Here is an 18201-nt window from a genome sequence, read left to right as displayed (position 1 = left end):
TTGCCGCTGCCCAAGCCCCCTGGCTACCGACCCCGGCGTCAGCTGCGCGTGGACCGCCGTCGCGTCGTACTCGCCGCACTCGTGCTCATGCTGCTGGCGGCCGTGCTTCTGGTGCTGCTGCAGCGGGCAGCTCTGGCGCCGGGAACGCCGATCCGCCCCCTTCCCCCTCGCTACGTGGTGGCCATCGTGCTGATGGCCGGCTTCTGCGGGGCATGGGGTGAGTCGATGCGGCAGATCAGCCTCACGCGCCGGGGTCGATCGGGCATGGAACCTCCTCCAGGTGGCTGAGGTGCGGCCCGGTGTCAACCCCTCAGGTGATCACGGTGGGTCGCTCCATGCCGGTGCGGCTGCGGATCTCAGCCAGGACGTCGATGGCGCCGATCAGATCCCCGAGGGCGGCCTGGGGATCCTGGCCGAGGTCGCCGCTGGCCGGCACATAGCTCTCGAGGTACACCCGCAGCGTGGCGCCCTGGGTGCCGGTGCCGGAGAGCCGCAGCACCACCCGGCTGCCGTCATCCAGCAGCAGCCGCAGGCCCTGGCCCCGGCTCACGGAGCCGTCCACCGGGTCGGTGTAGGCGAAGTCATCGGCCAGCTGGATGGTGCGGCCGGCGAAGGCCTGGCCCACGAGCGCCGGCTGCATCTCCCGCACCCTGCCGTAGAGGCCGGCGGCGGCCTCACTCGGGATCGCTTCGTAGTCGTGGCGGGAGTAATAGTGCCGCCCGAAGCGGGCCCAGTGCTCCTGCATGATCGTGGCCACCGGGCAGCGGCGCCGCGCCAGGATCTGGAGCCAGAACAGCACGGCCCACAGCCCGTCCTTCTCGCGGATGTGGTGGCTGCCGGTGCCGAAGCTCTCCTCGCCGCAGAGGGTGATCCGGCCGGCATCCAGCAGGTTGCCGAAGAATTTCCAGCCGGTGGGCGTCTCGAAGCAGTCGATGCCGAGCGCCTGGGCCACCACGTCGGCGGCGGCGCTGGTGGGCATCGACCGGGCCACCCCGGCCAGGCCGTCGGCATAGCCCGGCGCCAGGGTGGCGTTGGCGGTGAGCACGGCCAGGCTGTCGCTGGGATTCACGAAGCAGCGATGGCCCAGGATCATGTTGCGGTCGCCATCGCCATCGCAGGCTGCCCCGAAGCGGTAGCTGTCCCCCTTCAGCAGCAGGTCGGCCAGGTCGTGGGCATAGGTGAGGTTGGGATCGGGGTGACCGCCGCCGAAGTCTTCGAGGGGAACGCCATTGCGCACCGTGCCGGCGGGAGCACCGAGCAGGCCCTCCAGGATCCTGTGGGCGTAGGGCCCCGTGACGGCATGCATGGCGTCGAAGGCCATGGGGAAGTCGGTTCGCAGCAGATCGGCGATGGCGTCGAAATCGAACAGGCCCTGCATCAGGCTCACGTAGTCGTCGACGCCATCGATCACCTCCACCGCGAGGCTGCCCAGGCTCCACTGGCCCGGCGCCTCCAGCCAGCCCCCCGGGCCGGGCTCCACAGGGGCGGCGTCCTCGGCGATGCGGTAGCCCTCCAGCTGCTGGGTCACCGCATAAATGGCTTCGGTGAGCGATTCGGGCGCGGGCCCGCCGTTGGCCCCGTTCAGCTTGACGCCGAAGTCGCCATCAGGGCCGCCGGGGTTGTGGCTGGCGGAGAGGATGATGCCGCCGATCGCCTGCCGCTGGCGGATCAGGTGGGACGCCGCCGGGGTGGAGAGAATGCCTCCCGTGGTGGTGACCACGCGGGCGACCCCATGGGCAGCGGCCATGCGGCAGATCACGCCGATGGCCTGGCGGTTGCCGTAGCGGCCGTCGCCACCCACCACCAGCGTGCCGCCGGCCACCCCGGGCAGCACCCGGAAGATCGCCTCGATGAAGCTCTCGAGGTAGTGGGGGGTCGCGAACTGGCGGCTGCTCTTGCGCAGGCCGGAGGTGCCCGGCTTCTGGTCGCTGAACGGTTGGGCCAGTGACACCTGCCGGACGTTCATGGCCATGGGGGAAAGCAGCCTTGCTGGGCCCCAAACTACGCCGCGCCCCACGCCGCGCCGGTGTTCGCGCCTACGGCACGGTGCCTGCACGGTGGGCGATTCCCGGCGCGCTGCCTAGCCTGGAATCTCTGCCCAGCTGCGCCCGGATGCACACGCACCACACCCTGGCCCGGCACACCCCGGCCCATGACACACGGGCTCCCGACACCCGGGCCCATCGCATCCTGCCCAGCGCCCCGCCGGGCCGCGTCGCCCTGGCCCCAGCCCGCGCCGGCCGCCGTGTTCCGGGGGCCGGCGCCACGGTTCTGCTGGGCCTCCTGGCCTGCTGGTCCGTCCTGGGTGTCGCTCCTGCAGAGGCCGCCGTGATGGGCGGAGCTCGCGTTCGCCCCTACGCCGAATCGGTGCAGGCAACCCGCAAGGCCGCCGAGGCCGTGCTCGCCCGCAGCGGCGCCGAGAGTTGCCTGCGCGGCAAGCTCACCAATGCCCTGCTGGGTCTCTCGGCCAGCTGCGGGGCCTCCGGCGAGAGGAATGCCCTGTGCCAGCTGGCGGATCAGGCTGTGGTGCAGCTGCACTGGCCCTTGTCGTTCATGGACGACACGGCCCGCCGGCTTCTCGAGCTGATCGCATCGACTTGATCGCATCGACTCGCATCGATCTGATCCCACGCTGATCCACGCCTCAGCGGGGATTCCCTGCCGGACGCTCGGAGCCGCTGCTTCCCAGGGGCTGGGTGAGCGGCCGGCAGAACGCCACCACATCGGCAGCGACGGCGGTGAGGCTCTCCCGCCGTTGAAAGCTGTTCTGCGCCGCCACCCTGGCCTCCAGGCCGATCTGCCAGAGGGCGTCCTTGCAGTTGGCGCTCAGGCGCGGGTGGTCGAGCAGGGGATCGGCGGCGGCACGTGCCTTGTCGCACAGGTCGGCACGGTTCTCACGCCCGCAGCCGATCGTGTCCAGCTGCAGCTGGCGCAGCAGCTCCTGGCTGGGGTAGGGGGGGTCCTGCGATCGGGCCGAGGCCGCGGCGGCCAGGCCAAGGGCCTGGGCCGCCAGGACCGCGAGGGCGGGCAGGACCCATGGGCTGGAGCGGGCCATCGCTCGGTTGCGAAAGGTTTCCATCATTGCCAGGCTGCTTCCAGGTTGCCGAGACCGTGCCGCAGGGCCTGCTGGCTGTGGCTCCAGTGGCGGGCCAGCGGCGGCCCGAGCCAGGGGGCTGCCGCTGCCAGCAGGCTGCGCAGCGCCGCATGCCGCTGCAGCAGCAGGCCGCGACCGGCCTCCCGGGCCTGAAGCCGTTGCAGGGCCTGGGTCTCCCCACGGCGGACGGAGGCGATCCGGGCGAGCACCGCATCGAGCTCTCCGGGTTCGGCTGGCCCCTGGCTGAGCCGCTCCCCCAGGAGCTGGCCGGCCACACAGGCATCGCGAAGCGCCAGGTTGAGCCCCTGCGCCCGCACCGGGCTCATCGGGTGGGCGGCATCCCCCAGCAGGAGCAGGCCGGGGCACCACCAGCGCGGTGCCAGCCCCACCTCCACCCGCAGCCGCACCGGCTCGGCCGCGGGGCCTGAGTCCTGCAGGAGCCAGCGGGCCAGCTCCGGCGGGCTCTGGGCAGCCATGCGCTGCCGCCAGGCCTGCGGCGACAGCGCCGGTGTCGGGGCGTCCGCCTCCAGCACCCAGCCGAGCTGCAGCCCGCCGCTCGCACTGCTGAAGACACTGAAGATCCCCTCCCGCCCGACGCTCGTCAGGAAGTCCCCCCCCAGGGGGTCCGGAGAGTCGCCACCGTTGCTGATCAGCTGGAACCAGAGCAGATCGATCGGGCTGCCGGCCAGCTCCAGGTTGAGACCCGCGAGCTGGCGCAACTTCGACTGGCGCCCATCACAGGCCAGCACCAGGGCGGCGCCGAGCGTCTCCCCGCTGGCCAGCCGCACGCCGCTGATCCGCTCCGCGTTGCGCACCAGGGCGCTCACCCGCTCCCCGAGCAGCACCCGGGCGTGGGGCAGGTGCCGTAGCTGGGCGATCACAGCCTCCAGCAGGGCCGGCTGGCTCACCAGGGTGCAGGGCCGATGCCCCGCTCCCTCCAGGGGCTCGGCCACCCGGAACAGGGGCTGCCCATCCAGGCAGAAGCGCCACCCCGCCAGCGGACGGTGGGGCACCGCGGCGACCACCTTGGCCAGTCCCATGGCCTCCAGCGCTGCCAGGCCATGGGGCATCAGCCCCTCGCCGCGGAACTGACGGCCGAGGCTGGAGGCGGCCTCCACCAGCACCACCGGCAGCCCGCGGCGGCCGAGCATCAGGGCCAGACACGCCCCCGCAGGGCCGGCCCCCACCACCACCAGCGGGTTCATGGCCGCCAGCGGGTTGATGGCCGCAGCCCTGGCCAGGCGCGGCCGGGTCGGGGGGGCGGAGGAAGGACCAGGATCAGAGGAAAGCGTTGTAGTTCCGGTTGGTGAGGCTCTCGCGCTCGCTCTGCCCCATCAACTGGCTCTTCTTGGTGAGCAGGTAGTCCACGAGTTCCTGCTGCACGTCCAGGAGCTCCTTGGTGCAGCCACGGAAGGCGGCCCGGTGACGGATCTCATCGTGGCGGGTGTGAAGGTCCCGCAACATCAGCTGAATGGCATCCAGTGTGGCCGATTCAGCCTTGGCGGCCGATCGTGAGTCCATCAGCACCATGGCTTGTCGGATCCGATCGTAGGTGGGCAGGTGTCGGGGGCCGTTGCAGGCCGCTGCCACACCGCAGGCGCTGCCGCTCGCGCTTGCGCTGCAGGCGTGCCGTGATCCCCAGCTCGGCCCCCTTCCAGAGGCGATCCACCTCGTCGGTGAAGTGCCGGGCCAGCAGCGGGGAGTGGATCACCAGGAGCGTTTCATCGTTCTGATGGGCCGCGGAGGGGCTCCAGTTGAACGATCCCGTGATCACGGTGCGCTGATCCAGAACGGCGACTTTGTGGTGCATCTTGTCGCCCGCCGCGAGCCTGGGCGTGCCCACGCCCTCCAGCGGTTGCTTCAGGGGGGCATTGTTCGCCTCGATGCCACAGCGGTGATCCGGCAGCGCCACACCGAGAAGATCGAGCACTTCACTGAACGATCGGGTGGCGAAGCCGGGATCGGCCAGCACACGGATGGCCACGCCCCGGGCCTGCAGCTGCCCCAGGGCGGCGGCCAGCCGTTGGTCGGAGAACACGAACAGGGCCAGATCGGCGCGCTGGCGGGTGTCGAGAAGCAGGGTCTCCAGCAACTGCAGCCCGTGCCGGGGATCGCTGCGGCGATGGGGAGCAAACAGCACGCTCACCCCGGTGCCGCCCACCTGCACCGTCTGGAGGCCGCCACTGTCCTTGGCGATTCCGAAGCGGCTGTCCGCCGCGCCGCCTGGGCCGTCGCCCCAGAGGCGTCTGAATTCAGCGGTGAACAGGCTGGCCAGCTCCGGACTCGCGATCCGGAGCAGGTGGTTCACATTGCCGCGGCTCTGGGGGGCACCGGCGTCGCCGTGGATCCCGGAGGCCGTGAAGTTGGCGGAGCCCGTCACCACCACCTGCCCGTCGATGACCATGAACTTGTGGTGCATCAGGCCGCTGCCAGCACTGCCGTCGGCGGTGTCATCGAGCATGGGCACGCCGCCATCGCGCAGGAGCGCCACCGCATCCCCCCATCCCAGGGCCCGCAGCTGGGCCTGCCGCTGCCGCTGATGTGGCTCCAGGTCGGCGGGGTGCTGCTCTGACCAAGGGCTGCTGTAGTTGTTCTCGAGCACCACCTGCACGCGAAGGCCGCGGCGCTTCTGCTCCACCAGGGCCTCCGCCAGGCGGGGCAGGGACAGCTCCTGGACGGCCACCAGGATGCTCCGGCGGGCCTGACGCACGTTGTCCAGCAGGAAGGCCTCCAGGTCATCACCCGAGCGCCACTGGCCTGTCACCGGGCTGCGGTAGCGCGGTCCCACGCGGTGGTTGAACACCACCTGGAAGCCCGCCGGCAGGGGAGGGGCCGCTGACGGAACGCCGCCGAGCCGGGCGGCCGCGCTGCATCCCAGGCCCAGGGGGGAGGCCAGCAGCAGCAGCGCCAGACCGTTGGGGCACCAGCGCCCCAACGGCCTGCACCCCTGCGGGGTGGACGTGGTGCCCGCCGGAGGGGGGAGGGCCATGGAGGCAACAACTGCTGCGGGCAGTGTTGCCTCAAGCGCTGCTCAAGAGCGGGAGTTCAGTGGTGACCGGGCATTTCGGCCGTGCGCAGCATCAGCACGAACCAGAGGGTGCCCACCAGCACAGCCGAGAGCACGGCCGCGGGCAGGCCCACCCAGCGCAGCACCAGGGGGACGATCAGCGGAAAGGCGAGCGCCCCGGCGACCGGGGTGAAGGCGACGACGAGGCGCATGGGAACAGGCGACCGACTCAGAACCACTCAGCCACAGCCTGGTCGGCCGGATTGCTGTTGTCTTCCGGCGTGGTGCGGCTGAACTCGAGGGTGATGCTGCGTTTCTGCACCCCATCGGCGGCGACGGCTTCGATCGGATAGATCTGGCGGCCGTCGCGGAATGGCACCTGAACCCGGAAGGTGCCATCGGCGGAGAGAGGCACATCCTCTCCGCCGATGCTGAGCTTGGCGGAGGGGTCGGTGGCGCCGTACACGATCAGTTCGGCATCGGCCACGAGCCAGAAGGAGCGCTGCCGGGGAGCGACACCACCGATCCCCGAGTCGCTGCGCCCGCTTGCCCAGATGCCCAGACCCGAGGCATTCAGATCGGAGGAGTCCAGCCCACTGGTGTCGAGCTCATGGAAGGCCTCCGAGCCCCGGCTGATCCGGCGCCACTGGGACGTGGCGGTCTGATACAGGCGCTCATGCAGGCCGGTGTCAGCCGGCGGAGCCGGCGGTGCGGCGGGCGTTGCCACGGCCACAGGGGCGCTCGACTCCAGCGTGAAGGGAACGAACTGGTCCAGGATCTGGTCGCTGGGATGGAGGGCCGGAACCCGGGCAACGGAGGAGAAGGCCAGAGAGATCCAGCCGCCGCCGGATCCCTTGCGGTAGCCCAGCTCCACCCGGTAGTCGCGATCGCTCAGGGGCACCGGCAGATACCACTCGGTGGCGTGGCTGTCGACCACGACTTCCTGGAGGGTGTGGGGATGGGCGGAACCGCCGGAGAGCCCGGTCACGTCGGCGACGCGCAGGCAGAGCTGGTTGGCGCCGGCGGCGAAGGCGGCGGCACGGTCATCCTCGGAGATGTCCCAGAACACATAGGCCCACTGGGGATCCCGGGGCAGGAAGACCACGCTGGTTTCCGCGGTGGGTCGCGGCGCGGGGGGCATCGAGGCCTCGATGCTCTTCAACGGTGGCGGCTCATCGAGCGGAACCTCGGCTGACGGAGCGGCCTGGCTGAGGTTGTCGGCCGGCTCATCCTTGCGGGAGCTGATCTCGGCCACCAGCTCGTCCTTGGATTTGCGGCTGTAAAGGGTCACGCCCAGATCACTGGCGATTTGGCGCAGCTGCCTGAGCGTCATGCGGGCCAACGAGGACAGGGCTTGGCTCACAGCGAAAGATTTCGTTTGGGATCAGTGTGGTCCACTTTCCCGCGATGCGGCGGCCCCGGCATGGCAGGGTCAGCATCCACTGACCCGGGTGCGGCGTCTGGACACGCCTGGACGGGCCTCGCCACGCCTGGACGCGCCAGCAGCTTTCTCGCAGGGTTGGGCTGCTCCAGGGAGGGACGCTCCAGCAAGCCACAAAAAAGGCGACCCGTGGGTCGCCTCCGGGACGCATGGATGTGCTGGGGGTCTACCGGCCGATGCTGCGGTAGGGAACCTTCGCCAGGTAGTTGATGTCGGCCGAGGCCGCGGCGCTGGTGGCGCGCATCGCCGGCAGGCTCCGCACCCAGGGGAGGTAGTCCTCGGGGAAGCCGCCCCGGCGCTGACGGGCGCGCTCCGGGTAGGCCTTGACCGTGCCGGTGTACACCACCTGGGGGAAGCCCAGGATGCTGCGGTAGTAGGCGTCGTAGCGGGGGCTGGTGATGTTGAAGGGGGTTTCGCCCAGGTCCCGGCTGCCCACCACGCGGTTGCGGTGGTAGGGCACCGTGTCGTAGCCGAAGGCCTCCAGGTATTCCTGAGAATCAAGGATGTCGTCCACCATGCCCTTGACGCCGCGGGTCATGAGCACGGCGGACCAAGCGATCTCCTCGGATTTGCCGTGGGTGGGGCGGCCCAGCAGCTTCTCCACCAGGTGGCGGGCCACCCGGTAGTTGCTGTTGAGGTTGTAGAAGCTGCGGGTGAACGTGTCGGAGAGGCAGAGCGAGCGGATGAAGTCCCGCACCGTGATCTGGCCGTCCCGCAGCTGGGACTCCAGGGTGCGGTCGCGGTCCACCTTGAAGGCGTGGAAGAAAATCTGGCGGTAGGCCGCTTCGATCACGAAGTTCTGATCTTCGCGATCCATGGCCTTCTCCATGGAAACGGCCTTGGGGTCCTCATCCGAACCCACCCGCAGAGCATTCACGCGCGAGTTCTGGGTGGTGGGCGCGTACTTCAGGAGGGGCAGGGCCACGCGAATTCAGCATCCGTCGCCAGGGATCGTAGAAGTGCCGTCGCTGGGGAACCGGTGCCGCTCAGGCAGGGCTCACAGTCCGTAACGTTCGGCACAAACGTTTCCAACGCGCCGGATTTCCGTCCCGGCCGCCCGTCACCAGCCCAGGGGAGACAGGGTCGCCTCGGCCCGGGGGGCGGCCGGAGCGGGTGGCGAGGCGGCATCGCTCGCCAGGATCCGGGTCTCCACACAGAACGAGGCGGTGTTGGAGAGCCCCTCCACGGTGCTGGTGCGCAGCCGCACATTGGGGCCGGCGAAGCTGAACCGCTCCAGGCTGTTCATCGTCTCGTAGCTGGTGGTGAGCAGCAGGCCGTCGCGCTCGTCCATGGCGAAGTGTCCCGCCACCGGAGCGGTCTCCGCGTAGCCCCGGTCGCGCAGCAGCAGACCGGTGCGGCCGCTGGGGTCGGTGGGAATCAGGCCGAACACGCTGTCGCCCTCGTGGGCTTCCCCGGCCTTGTCCCAGGCCATCGAGGCATTCCAGGTGACGCGGCAGCCGCCCACCAGCGCAGCGGGATCCTGGCCGTGCAGCGTGGCCACGGCGATCAGGCGGGGGTCGTCGGCGTCCAGCTCCACCACCTCGATCCAGGAGCCCCCGGCCTCGGCGCGGCGGTGCAGCAGGTGGTGGCTGCTGCGCTGGGAGCGCCAGCGGCCGCAGCTCAGCCGGAAAAAGCTGATGGCGTCAGCGATGGCTTCGGTCACGGTCGGGGCGCAGCTGGGGCCACGATGATCGCAAGGCAGCGGACGGAGCGGGGTGGCACTCGGTGTGGCGGCGGCCCTGGCGGCTGCCCTCTGCTGGACCCTCGCCAGCATGCTGTGGCGCCGCCTGCCCACCTCCCTGGGGGCCGGGCAGCTGAACCTGCTCAAGAACCTGCTGGCCCTGGCGATGCTTGCTCCCGTGCTGCTGCTCGGCGGCCGAGGCGGCTGGCCGGAGGGCGGCACAGCGCATCCCTATGGGTTGCTCAGCCTCAGTGGCGTTCTGGGCATCGCCCTGGGGGACAGCCTCTTCTTCGCCGCCCTGCGCCGCCTCGGCACCCGGCGCACGCTCACGTTCGAGGCGGGAGGCCCTGGCCTCACCGGGGCGGCCGCCGGACTGGTGCTGGGGGAAATGCCGGCCCCCGGGCAGTGGCTCGGCATCGCCCTGATCAGCCTCGCCCTGCTGCTGGTGGCCCGCCAGAGCGAGGAACCGCCGCCGGGATCGCTGGCGGCCCAGCAGGGCGCCGGACTGCTGCTCGCCCTGGGGGCGCTGTTGGGGGGCAGTGGCGGCGCGCTGCTGGCCCGGGCGGCACTCCAGGGCGGGCTGGTGACGCCGATGGCGGCCGCGGCGATCCGCCTGGCGGCCGCCAGCCTGGTGATGCTGCCCCTGCTGCCTGGCCTGCTGCAGCGCCTGGGCCGGCCCCAGCTCGGGCCCTGGCCATCCCGGCGCCGCTGGCCCCTGGTGCTGGGTGCCACCCTGCTGGGCACCACGGCCGGCATCGCCCTGCAGCAGCTGGCCCTCAGCCGCTTGCCGGCCGGTCTGGCCGTGGCCCTGCTGGCCACCGCGCCGGTGATGGCGGTGCTGCTGGCCCGCTTCGAGGGCGACCGTCCCCGCGCCGCCGGCTGGCTGGCGGCGGTCAGTGCTCTGGTCGGGGTGGTGCTGGTGGTGCGCTGAGCCGGGCGTCGGCCTGGCCTCTGGCCCACTGGGCGAGCTGGCCGAGATCGAGGCCCAGGGCCGTGGTGCCGAGCTCGGCGGCGATGGCCTCGAGCTGCCTGGCGGCTGCCTGGAGCTGGAGGAGATATCCCGAGCGGAAGCCGGGATCATCCCGAAGGGCGGGAACGGCCGCGGCCCAGGTTTCCAGATGGCTGCCGTCGGGCAGGGGCCCCTGCTCCCGCCCAGCGATGGCTTGCAGGGTGCGCAGGCTGTGGGCCAGCAACCGCAGGTGGTGCCGTTCCACGGCCGGCAGGAGGGTGGCCTCCAGCTCAGCCAGCTCGGCCATGGTGAGGGGACCGGTGGCAGGGTCCATGGCAGGGGGCACGTCGGATGGAGGGCTCAGCCGGGTTGGGAGGGCTGGAGACGGAAGCCGCAGGAGTGACCCTTCTCGAGGCGCCACTGCACCCGTTCCACCTGGCAGTCGGGGAAGGTTTCACGAATCAGTCGCAGCTCCTGATCGCACACGCAGGGGAACTGCTCGGCGATGCGCATCACGGAACAGTGGAATTCCTGGATCACCCACGACTGGCCATCGGGGTGGGGCGAGCACTCGGCCACGTACCCCTCGCGCCGCCGCAGATCCACCAGCCGCTCGAGGCGCTCCTGAAGGCAGCCGTCGCCCACCTGTCGCCTGTAGAGCCTGGCCTGCTGGCTGCCCTGCTGGGCGAGCAGCAGGCTGAGGGTGTCGGCGGGGAGGTTCTGGGCGATCGATGCCAGCAGGCCGAGGGCGAAGGCCTCGCTCCCATCAGGAAACTGATCCTGGCCCCGGTCTGTGAGATGCCACCGGTTGGTGGGGCGGCCCGGACCGTCGGAGGCGGTACAGGAGGCCACCAGGCCTTCCTCCTCCAGGCTGCGAAGATGGCGCCGCATCACCTGCACCGACACCCCGAGGCTCTTGGCGAGGGCGGCAGCCGTGGCTTCGCCGTGGCGCACCAGCAGCGCCAGGGCCGCTTCCCTGGTGGAGCCCGGCGAGGGGGGAGGGGACGAGGCCGGAGCCTGCCCGCTCGCCTCAGCACCCGAGCCCTCGGAACGCGAGCCCACGGAACCCGGGCCGTCGGGGCGGTCCGAAGCTGCCACCCTGGGTGGGCTCGGCTCGGAGCCCTGTGCTGGAGCCGTGGTGTGGGGGGCGATGGTTGGACGCATGACCGACACCAGGCCTTCACACGATGCCACGTTCAGTTGTGGGTTGGGGCTCCCAGGGGCGCGTCACACACGGGCCGGCGCAGCCGAACGGCACAATGGAGGCTCACCCAAGCGCCGGACGCGTGCCCTAGGCTCCGGATAAAGAAACGCCAGAGTTTCGTAATGTCGGGAGGCTGGAGACCGATCAACCCGGGAGGCTGTTGCCGATCCGGCGATCGGCTTCCCTGCGGCCGCGGCCGTCCGGCCCTGGTCTTCCCCCCGGGCGGGCCCCCCTGAATCAGGGGCAGGCCCATCCACAAGCGGCAGCTCCTTTCCGGGCTGCCGCCAGCACTCCTCCCCGCCTCGTCTTGTTCCCCGCCATGGCCGACACCCCCGCGAGCAGCTCCACACCCAGCGCCGACAGCCTGGAGGTGATCCGCAAGTTCGCGGAGACCTACGCCCAGCGCACTGGAACCTATTTCTGCAGTGATCCCGGGGTCACGGCGGTGGTGCTCGAGGGCCTGGCCCGCCACAAGGACGAGCTGGGCGGTGCCCTCTGCCCCTGCCGCCACTACGAGGACAAGGAGGCGGAGGTGGCCCAGGCCTTCTGGAACTGCCCCTGTGTGCCGATGCGTGAGCGCAAGGAGTGCCACTGCATGCTCTTCCTCACGGAAGACAATCCGTTCCGGGGTGAAAAGCAGACCATCTCGCTCGACGACGTCAAATCCCTCACTGCCGGCTGATCCCGCCCTTTTCACCATGTCCACTGCCACCGTCGGAGATCTGGTTTCGCAGCCGTATAAGTACGGCTTTGTCACCGACATCGAAACCGACAAGATTGCCAAGGGCCTCAGTGAGGACGTGGTGCGGCTCATCTCCGCCAAGAAGAATGAGCCTCAGTTTCTGCTTGATTTCAGGCTGAAGGCGTTTCGCCACTGGCTCACCATGGAGGAGCCGGAGTGGGCCTCCCTGGGGTATCCCAAGATCGACTATCAGGACATCATCTACTACGCCGCTCCCAGGCAGCAGGAGAAGAAGACCAGCCTCGATGAGGTGGATCCCAAGCTGCTGGAAACCTTCGACAAGCTCGGCATCCCCTTGAGCGAGCAGAAGCGGCTGTCCAACGTGGCCGTGGACGCGGTGTTCGACAGTGTGTCGATTGCCACCACCTTCAGGGAGCAGCTGGCCGAGCACGGCGTGATCTTCTGCTCCATCAGCGAGGCCGTGAAGGACCATCCCGAGCTGGTGGAGGCCTACCTGGGCACGGTGGTTCCCACCAACGACAACTATTTCGCCGCGCTCAATTCCGCGGTGTTCAGCGATGGCTCCTTTGTGTTCATTCCCAAGGGGGTCGAATGCCCGATGGAGCTCTCCACCTATTTCCGGATCAACTCCGGCGATACGGGCCAGTTTGAGCGCACGCTGATCGTGGCCGAGGAGGGCGCATCGGTCAGCTACCTAGAAGGTTGCACCGCGCCGATGTTCGACACCAACCAGCTGCACGCCGCTGTGGTGGAGCTCGTGGCTCTTGATGATGCCTCCATCAAGTATTCCACCGTGCAGAACTGGTATGCCGGGGATGAGAACGGCGTTGGCGGCATCTACAACTTCGTGACCAAGCGCGGCCACTGCCGCGGTGATCGCAGCAAGATCAGCTGGACCCAGGTGGAAACGGGTTCCGCCATCACCTGGAAGTACCCGAGCTGTGTGCTCCAGGGTGCCGATTCCGTGGGTGAGTTCTACTCCGTGGCCCTCACCAACAACCGCCAGCAGGCGGATACGGGCACCAAGATGATCCATGTGGGCCCCCGCACTCGCTCCACGATCGTGAGCAAGGGGATCAGTGCCGGCCATTCCTCGAACAGCTACCGCGGCTTGGTGCAGATCGGCCCCAAGGCCGTGGGTGCCCGCAACTACAGCCAGTGCGATTCGATGCTGATCGGCGATCAGGCCGCGGCCAACACCTACCCCTACATCCGTTCCCAGCAGCCCGATGCTGCCGTGGAGCATGAGGCGAGCACCTGCCGCATCTCCGAAGATCAGCTGTTCTACCTCCAGAGCCGTGGCATCGGTTTCGAAGAGGCCGTTTCGATGATGGTGAGCGGGTTCTGCCGCGATGTGTTCAACCAGCTGCCGATGGAATTCGCCGCCGAAGCCGACAAGCTGCTGGCCCTGAAGCTCGAGGGATCCGTGGGTTGATTCCCCAGCCCCTGGCCGCCATCCCCCTTCCGTTCTCCCTTCCCATCCCCTAGTTCAGTGATCTGCCCCGACGCCCCGGTTCTGCTTGAGATCCACGACCTGCATGCCTCGGTGGAGGATCAGCCCATCCTCAAGGGGGTGAACCTCACCATCCGTGCCGGCGAGATCCATGCCGTGATGGGCCGCAATGGCAGCGGCAAGAGCACCCTCTCCAAGGTGCTGGCGGGCCACCCGGCTTACACCGTCACGGGCGGATCGGTGCACTACCGCGGTGAGAACCTGCTGGACCTGGATCCCGAGCAGCGGGCCCGGGTGGGCCTCTTCCTCGGCTTCCAGTATCCGGTGGAGATTCCCGGCGTCAGCAACCTCGAGTTTCTGCGGGTTTCCACCAATGCCCGCCGCGCCGAGCGCGGTGAGGAGGAGCTCGACACGTTCGCCTTCGAGGACGTCGTGAAGGAGCGGCTGGCGGTGGTGCAGATGGACCCCGCCTTCCTCGAGCGCAGCGTGAACGAGGGGTTCAGCGGTGGCGAGAAGAAGCGCAACGAGATTCTGCAGATGGCCCTGCTGGAACCCGTGGTGGCCATCCTCGACGAAACCGATTCGGGCCTCGACATCGACGCCCTGCGCATCGTGGCCGGAGGGGTGAACCATCTGGCCGGCCCCGACAACGCCACGCTGCTGATCACCCACTACCAGCGCCTGCTCGACCTGATCACCCCCGACCACGTGCACGTGATGGCCGCCGGCCGGATCCTGCGCAGCGGTGGCAAGGAGCTGGCGCTGGAGCTCGAGCGCATCGGCTACGACTGGGTGGACGAGGAGATCGCCCGGCTGGAGGGCCCGGCCGCCCGCCAGCCCGTGGAGGTGGCCTGATGCTCTCGACTCCCGTGGCACCGCAGGGATCCGTCACCACGGCCGACTGGCTCGCCGGCCTGGCAGGAGCCCCCCTGCCCACCCGCCGCCAGGAGGACTGGCGCTTCACCGATCTGGCGGCGCTGCGGCGCCTGCAGCCCTGCCTCGCTGATGCGGCGGCTGCGCCCTGGACCGTGCCGGCTCTGCCGGAGGGGATCTCCCCGCTGCCCCCGGAAGACGTGGTGAACCACCTGGACGGCTGCCTCGCGGCCGCCGGCTGCCTGGACCACTGGCCGGTGCGCCTCAACCGGGGGGCCTGCCCGGCCGTGCTCGCCCTGCGGGTGTGCGGCGCCGCCGCCCCCCTGGAACTCGGCTGGGATGCGGCCGCCGGCGCCGGCCTGCAGGCCCGGCGTCTGCTGCTGGTGCTCGAAGCGGGCGCCAGCCTGGATCTGCTGCAGGTGATCCGGGCCTCGGGCCCGCAGGCGCTCAGCCTGGTGGTGGAAGTGGAGATGGGCGCCGGCAGCCGCCTCAGCCTGGGCACCCTCGCGGCCGGTGGCGATGGCCAGGCCAGCCTGCTGGCCCACACCGCGGTCCGTCAGGCCCGGGAGAGCAGCCTCCAGCTCGTGACGGCCAGCGTCGGCTGGGCGCTGCTGCGCCAGGAGCCCCGCATCGTGCAGGCCGAGGGGGAGGCCAGCACCAGCCTGCGGGCGCTTCAGCTCGTGAAGGGCGACCAGATCGCCGACACCCACAGCCAGGTGCGCTTCGATGGACCCGCCGGCACCCTGGACCAGCTGCACAAGGCCGTGGCCGACGAGCGGGGCCACAGCATCTTCAACGGGGCCGTGCAGGTGCCCCGTGCCGCCCAGCGCACCAACGCCTCCCAGCTGAGCCGCAACCTGCTGCTCTCCGACCGCGCCCGGGTGGACACCAAGCCGGAACTGGAGATCGTGGCCGACGACGTGAAGTGCGCCCATGGGGCCACGGTGACGCGGCTGGAGCGGGAGCAGCTCTTCTATCTGCAGAGCCGCGGCATCGGCGCCGCCCAGGCCGCCGCCCTGCTCCAGCGGGGCTTCTGCGAGGAGGTGCTGCGGGCGCTGCCCGCCGCCGCCGCCGCCCACCAGCCGCTGCAGACCCTGCTGGGAGCCGCCTGAAGCCCATGCCCTCCCCTTCGGCCACCATCCACAGCCTGCACAGCAACGCCCCGCCTGCGGCTGCTGCGCCGCCCGCTGCCGAGGCTGCGGCGGAGAATCTGGCGACGCTCACCCGCCCCGATTTCCCCCTGCTGGCCCAGACGGCCTGCCTGGGGCAGCCCCTGATCTATCTCGATCACGCGGCCACGAGCCAGAAGCCGCGCCAGGTGCTGGATGCGCTGCAGCGGTATTACGACCACGACAACGCCAACGTGCACCGGGGCGCGCACCAGCTGAGCGCCCGGGCCACGGAGGGCTTCGAGGGGGCACGGGCCAAGGCGGCGGCGTTCGTGGGAGCGGCCAGCCCCCGCGAGATCGTGTTCACCCGCAACGCCAGCGAGGCGATCAACCTCGTGGCCCGCACCTGGGGTGAGGCCAACCTGCGGGAGGGCGACGAGGTGCTGCTCTCGGTGATGGAGCACCACAGCAACCTGGTGCCGTGGCAGCTGCTGGCGGCCCGCACCGGCTGCGTGCTGCGCCACGTGGGGCTCACCGCCAGCGGTGAACTCGACATGGACGACCTGCGCGCCCAGCTGAATGAGCGCACGCGGCTGGTGAGCCTGGTGCACGTGAGCAACACCCTCGGCTGCCTCACCCCCATCGCCGAGATTTCCGCCCTGGCCCACGCGGTGGGGGCGCTGGTGCTGGTGGATGCCTGCCAGAGCCTGCCCCACATGCCGGTGGATGTGGCCGAACTCGGCTGTGATTTCCTGGCGGCGAGCTCCCACAAGCTCTGCGGCCCCACGGGCATGGGCTTCCTCTGGGCCCGGGAAGCGCTGCTGGAGGCGATGCCCCCCTTCCTGGGCGGGGGCGAGATGATCCAGGACGTGTTCCTGGATCACAGCACCTGGGCGGATCTGCCCCACAAGTTCGAGGCCGGCACCCCGGCGATCGGCGAGGCCATCGGCATGGGAGCCGCCCTCGACTACCTCCAGACCCTCGGCCTGGACCGGATCCATCGCTGGGAGCAGCAGCTCACCCGCCGCCTGTTCGACCGGCTGGGGGCGATCGACGGAGTGCGGATCCTCGGCCCCACCCCGGAGCAGCAGCCCCACCGCGGCGCCCTGGCGGCGTTCACGGTGGAGGGCCTGCATGCCAACGATCTGGCGGCCCTGCTGGATTCCGCCGGCATCTGCATCCGCAGCGGCCACCACTGCACCCAGCCCCTGCATCGCCTCTACGGCATCCCCGGCTCGGCGCGGGCCAGCCTCAGCTTCACCACCACCCCGGAGGAGATCGACCGCTTCGCCGAGGAGCTGGAGGGCACGATCGCGTTTCTGCGCGAGCACAGCTGAGCCCTGCCGTGGCCTCGCAACCGCTGGAGGCGCCGCTGCTGCTGCTGGCGGTGCTGGGCGGCCGCGCGCCCGGCTGCCACATCGAGCTGCACGACGTGCGCTTCGTGGCGGCGGCCACGATCGAGGCGGCGATCCCGGCGCTCCGGCGCCAGTGGTTCGGGCGGCGCGAGGGCCTGCACCTGGATGCCTGGATGGCGGTGCGGGCGGTGGATGGCTGGACGGTGCACCTGGGGCGCGAGCCCGCCGCGCCCCGGAGCGAGCGGCTGTGGTTCGTGAACCTGGGCGCCTACCGCCCGGATTCCCTGGCGGAGCTGCACCACTTCGGCCTGGTGGTGGCCCGCTCGGCCCAGGCGGCCAAGGCGGCGGCCAGAAGGCGCTGGCTGAGCGGGGCGCTGCAGCAGCACAAGGACGATCTGGCGGCCGTGGATGACTGCCTGGCGCTGGAGCAGCTGGAGCTGCTGGAGTCCCGGGGTGAGGGGCGCTGGCACGTGGTGCTGGAGCCCCACCCCGAGGGCCTGAGCCAGCCGCAGGTGCCGGACTGGTTCGGCTACCGGCCGATCTGACGGCGGCCGGGGCCGCGCTCAGGCGGCGTGGATCCAGAGTTCGGCCTGCTCGTGGTGGGCGGCGTCGAAGAAGCGGCACTCCGCCGGCAGGAGGCGGCGGATCAGGCGCTCGGCCAGGTGCTGCCAGGCCTGGTTGCCCACCACCGCCACCCGGCTCAAGGAGCGGCGGTGCTCCCGCACCAGGGAGAGGTGATCGCCCAGGGCCGCCAGGCCCGACCAGCCGTCGAACTCCCGCAGATCCACCAGCAGCTTCAGGGGGGTGGGGCGGCTGAACAGGCTGGCGATCTCGGCCTCGCGGGCCTCGTAGGCGCTGGGCTCGAGCTGGCCGATCAGGCGCACGCGCAGCACATCGCCCTCGGCCTCCAGGTGGAGGCTGCCCAGGGATTCCCCGAGCCAGCGGCGGGCTTCTTCTTCCTCCGCTGAGGCAAAGAGCCGCACCGGGCAGGGCATCAGGGCGCCGATGGCCCGGATGGCGGTGCGCAGCCAGCCCACATCGCTCACCACGGCGATGCGCTCAAAGCCCTGCCAGTGGCGCAGGCCGAGCAGGGTGTCGTCCCAGGCGGCGGCAAGGTCGTAGCCCTCGAAGTCGGCGTCGAAGCAGAGCAGGGCCTTGATGCGGTCGTGTTCGGCGATGGCGCTCTCCATGGCCGGCACGAGCACCTGGTCGTAGTCGTCGCCGCGCACCTGGCCATGGAGGCGGAAGCCCACCGTGCCGGCCGGCAGCCCCTGGATGGTTTCGATCATGGCGGCTGCTCTCCTGCGGGCCGGAGCCCGCGTTGCCCTGCTC

21 protein-coding genes are annotated in these 18201 nt (G+C 70.4%); 9 read left to right on the top strand and 12 right to left on the bottom strand.

Features of this window, described 5'->3' with window-relative positions:
• Positions 1 to 288, top strand: a complete 288-nt coding sequence (locus CBM981_RS13955) for a hypothetical protein (protein ID WP_087068886.1) — start codon at positions 1 to 3, stop codon at positions 286 to 288.
• Positions 289 to 310: 22 nt separating this feature from the next.
• Here CBM981_RS13955 and CBM981_RS13950 read toward each other — a convergent pair whose 3' ends face one another.
• Positions 311 to 1972: an alpha-D-glucose phosphate-specific phosphoglucomutase gene (locus CBM981_RS13950; protein ID WP_087068885.1), complete on the bottom strand. Its 1662-nt coding sequence runs from the start codon at positions 1970 to 1972 to the stop codon at positions 311 to 313.
• A 140-nt stretch (positions 1973 to 2112) separates the two neighbouring features.
• Between CBM981_RS13950 and CBM981_RS13945 the strand changes: the two genes are divergently transcribed.
• The gene (locus CBM981_RS13945) at positions 2113 to 2601 is read left to right on the top strand and encodes a hypothetical protein (protein ID WP_225867415.1); all 489 of its coding nucleotides are present in this window, start codon (positions 2113 to 2115) and stop codon (positions 2599 to 2601) included.
• Between the two features lie 43 nt (positions 2602 to 2644).
• On the opposite strand, the gene CBM981_RS13940 is transcribed toward CBM981_RS13945, so the two are convergent.
• From CBM981_RS13940 to CBM981_RS13905, 8 genes are all read right to left on the bottom strand, one after another.
• Positions 2645 to 3055, bottom strand: a complete 411-nt coding sequence (locus CBM981_RS13940) for a hypothetical protein (protein ID WP_157665485.1) — start codon at positions 3053 to 3055, stop codon at positions 2645 to 2647.
• A 23-nt stretch (positions 3056 to 3078) separates the two neighbouring features.
• Positions 3079 to 4299 (bottom strand): FAD-dependent monooxygenase, encoded by a 1221-nt coding sequence (locus CBM981_RS13935; protein WP_087068883.1) that lies wholly within the window; start codon positions 4297 to 4299, stop codon positions 3079 to 3081.
• A gap of 73 nt (positions 4300 to 4372) precedes the next feature.
• Positions 4373 to 4558: a hypothetical protein gene (locus CBM981_RS13930; protein WP_225867414.1), complete on the bottom strand. Its 186-nt coding sequence runs from the start codon at positions 4556 to 4558 to the stop codon at positions 4373 to 4375.
• Positions 4559 to 4586: 28 nt separating this feature from the next.
• Entirely contained in the window at positions 4587 to 6083 is a 1497-nt protein-coding gene (locus tag CBM981_RS13925; RefSeq protein ID WP_087068882.1) for a phosphatidylserine/phosphatidylglycerophosphate/cardiolipin synthase family protein, read from the bottom strand.
• 56 nt (positions 6084 to 6139) lie between these two features.
• Entirely contained in the window at positions 6140 to 6313 is a 174-nt protein-coding gene (locus CBM981_RS15655) for a hypothetical protein (RefSeq protein WP_087068881.1), read from the bottom strand.
• A gap of 17 nt (positions 6314 to 6330) precedes the next feature.
• Entirely contained in the window at positions 6331 to 7434 is a 1104-nt protein-coding gene (locus tag CBM981_RS13915) for a DUF4912 domain-containing protein (protein ID WP_225867669.1), read from the bottom strand.
• A 274-nt stretch (positions 7435 to 7708) separates the two neighbouring features.
• Positions 7709 to 8467 carry a phycobilisome rod-core linker polypeptide gene (locus CBM981_RS13910; RefSeq protein ID WP_087068879.1) on the bottom strand — a complete coding sequence of 253 codons (759 nt, stop codon included), beginning with the start codon at positions 8465 to 8467 and terminating at the stop codon, positions 7709 to 7711.
• A gap of 135 nt (positions 8468 to 8602) precedes the next feature.
• Entirely contained in the window at positions 8603 to 9205 is a 603-nt protein-coding gene (locus CBM981_RS13905; protein WP_087068878.1) for a phycobiliprotein lyase, read from the bottom strand.
• Between the two features lie 52 nt (positions 9206 to 9257).
• Between CBM981_RS13905 and CBM981_RS13900 the strand changes: the two genes are divergently transcribed.
• The gene (locus tag CBM981_RS13900; protein WP_087068877.1) at positions 9258 to 10154 is read left to right on the top strand and encodes a DMT family transporter; all 897 of its coding nucleotides are present in this window, start codon (positions 9258 to 9260) and stop codon (positions 10152 to 10154) included.
• Here the strand turns inward: CBM981_RS13900 and CBM981_RS13895 are convergent.
• Together CBM981_RS13895 and sufR are read right to left on the bottom strand one after the other, a co-directional pair.
• Positions 10117 to 10506 (bottom strand): hypothetical protein, encoded by a 390-nt coding sequence (locus tag CBM981_RS13895; RefSeq protein ID WP_087068876.1) that lies wholly within the window; start codon positions 10504 to 10506, stop codon positions 10117 to 10119. The two genes, CBM981_RS13900 and CBM981_RS13895, sit on opposite strands and share 38 nt — an antisense overlap.
• Positions 10507 to 10532: 26 nt before the next feature.
• On the bottom strand, positions 10533 to 11234 hold the full coding sequence (sufR, locus tag CBM981_RS13890; RefSeq protein WP_087069457.1) for an iron-sulfur cluster biosynthesis transcriptional regulator SufR: 702 nt from the start codon (positions 11232 to 11234) through the stop codon (positions 10533 to 10535).
• Between the two features lie 461 nt (positions 11235 to 11695).
• Here sufR and CBM981_RS13885 point away from each other — a divergent pair, with 461 nt between their 5' ends.
• From CBM981_RS13885 to CBM981_RS13860, 6 genes are read left to right on the top strand one after another with little or no spacing between them, the layout of a single operon-like run.
• Positions 11696 to 12058 (top strand): ferredoxin-thioredoxin reductase catalytic domain-containing protein, encoded by a 363-nt coding sequence (locus CBM981_RS13885; RefSeq protein ID WP_087068875.1) that lies wholly within the window; start codon positions 11696 to 11698, stop codon positions 12056 to 12058.
• A 16-nt stretch (positions 12059 to 12074) separates the two neighbouring features.
• Positions 12075 to 13514, top strand: coding sequence for a Fe-S cluster assembly protein SufB (gene sufB, locus CBM981_RS13880; protein ID WP_087068874.1), 1440 nt, complete (start codon positions 12075 to 12077; stop codon positions 13512 to 13514).
• Between the two features lie 57 nt (positions 13515 to 13571).
• A complete protein-coding gene (sufC, locus tag CBM981_RS13875; RefSeq protein ID WP_087068873.1) occupies positions 13572 to 14387 on the top strand; it encodes a Fe-S cluster assembly ATPase SufC in 816 nt (271 codons plus the stop codon).
• Positions 14387 to 15517 carry a Fe-S cluster assembly protein SufD gene (gene sufD / locus CBM981_RS13870; protein WP_087068872.1) on the top strand — a complete coding sequence of 377 codons (1131 nt, stop codon included), beginning with the start codon at positions 14387 to 14389 and terminating at the stop codon, positions 15515 to 15517. The genes sufC and sufD overlap by 1 nt, the downstream gene beginning before the upstream one ends.
• Before the next feature lie 5 nt (positions 15518 to 15522).
• The gene (locus tag CBM981_RS13865; protein WP_225867413.1) at positions 15523 to 16851 is read left to right on the top strand and encodes a SufS family cysteine desulfurase; all 1329 of its coding nucleotides are present in this window, start codon (positions 15523 to 15525) and stop codon (positions 16849 to 16851) included.
• Between the two features lie 8 nt (positions 16852 to 16859).
• Positions 16860 to 17414 carry a DUF1543 domain-containing protein gene (locus CBM981_RS13860; protein ID WP_225867412.1) on the top strand — a complete coding sequence of 185 codons (555 nt, stop codon included), beginning with the start codon at positions 16860 to 16862 and terminating at the stop codon, positions 17412 to 17414.
• 18 nt (positions 17415 to 17432) lie between these two features.
• Here CBM981_RS13860 and CBM981_RS13855 read toward each other — a convergent pair whose 3' ends face one another.
• Positions 17433 to 18158, bottom strand: coding sequence for an STAS/SEC14 domain-containing protein (locus tag CBM981_RS13855; RefSeq protein WP_087068871.1), 726 nt, complete (start codon positions 18156 to 18158; stop codon positions 17433 to 17435).
• Positions 18159 to 18201 lie beyond the last annotated feature (43 nt).

It is taken from the genome of Cyanobium sp. NIES-981 (assembly GCF_900088535.1).
GTDB lineage: Bacteria > Cyanobacteriota > Cyanobacteriia > PCC-6307 > Cyanobiaceae > NIES-981.
This window is presented reverse-complemented; position numbering and strand designations above follow the sequence as displayed.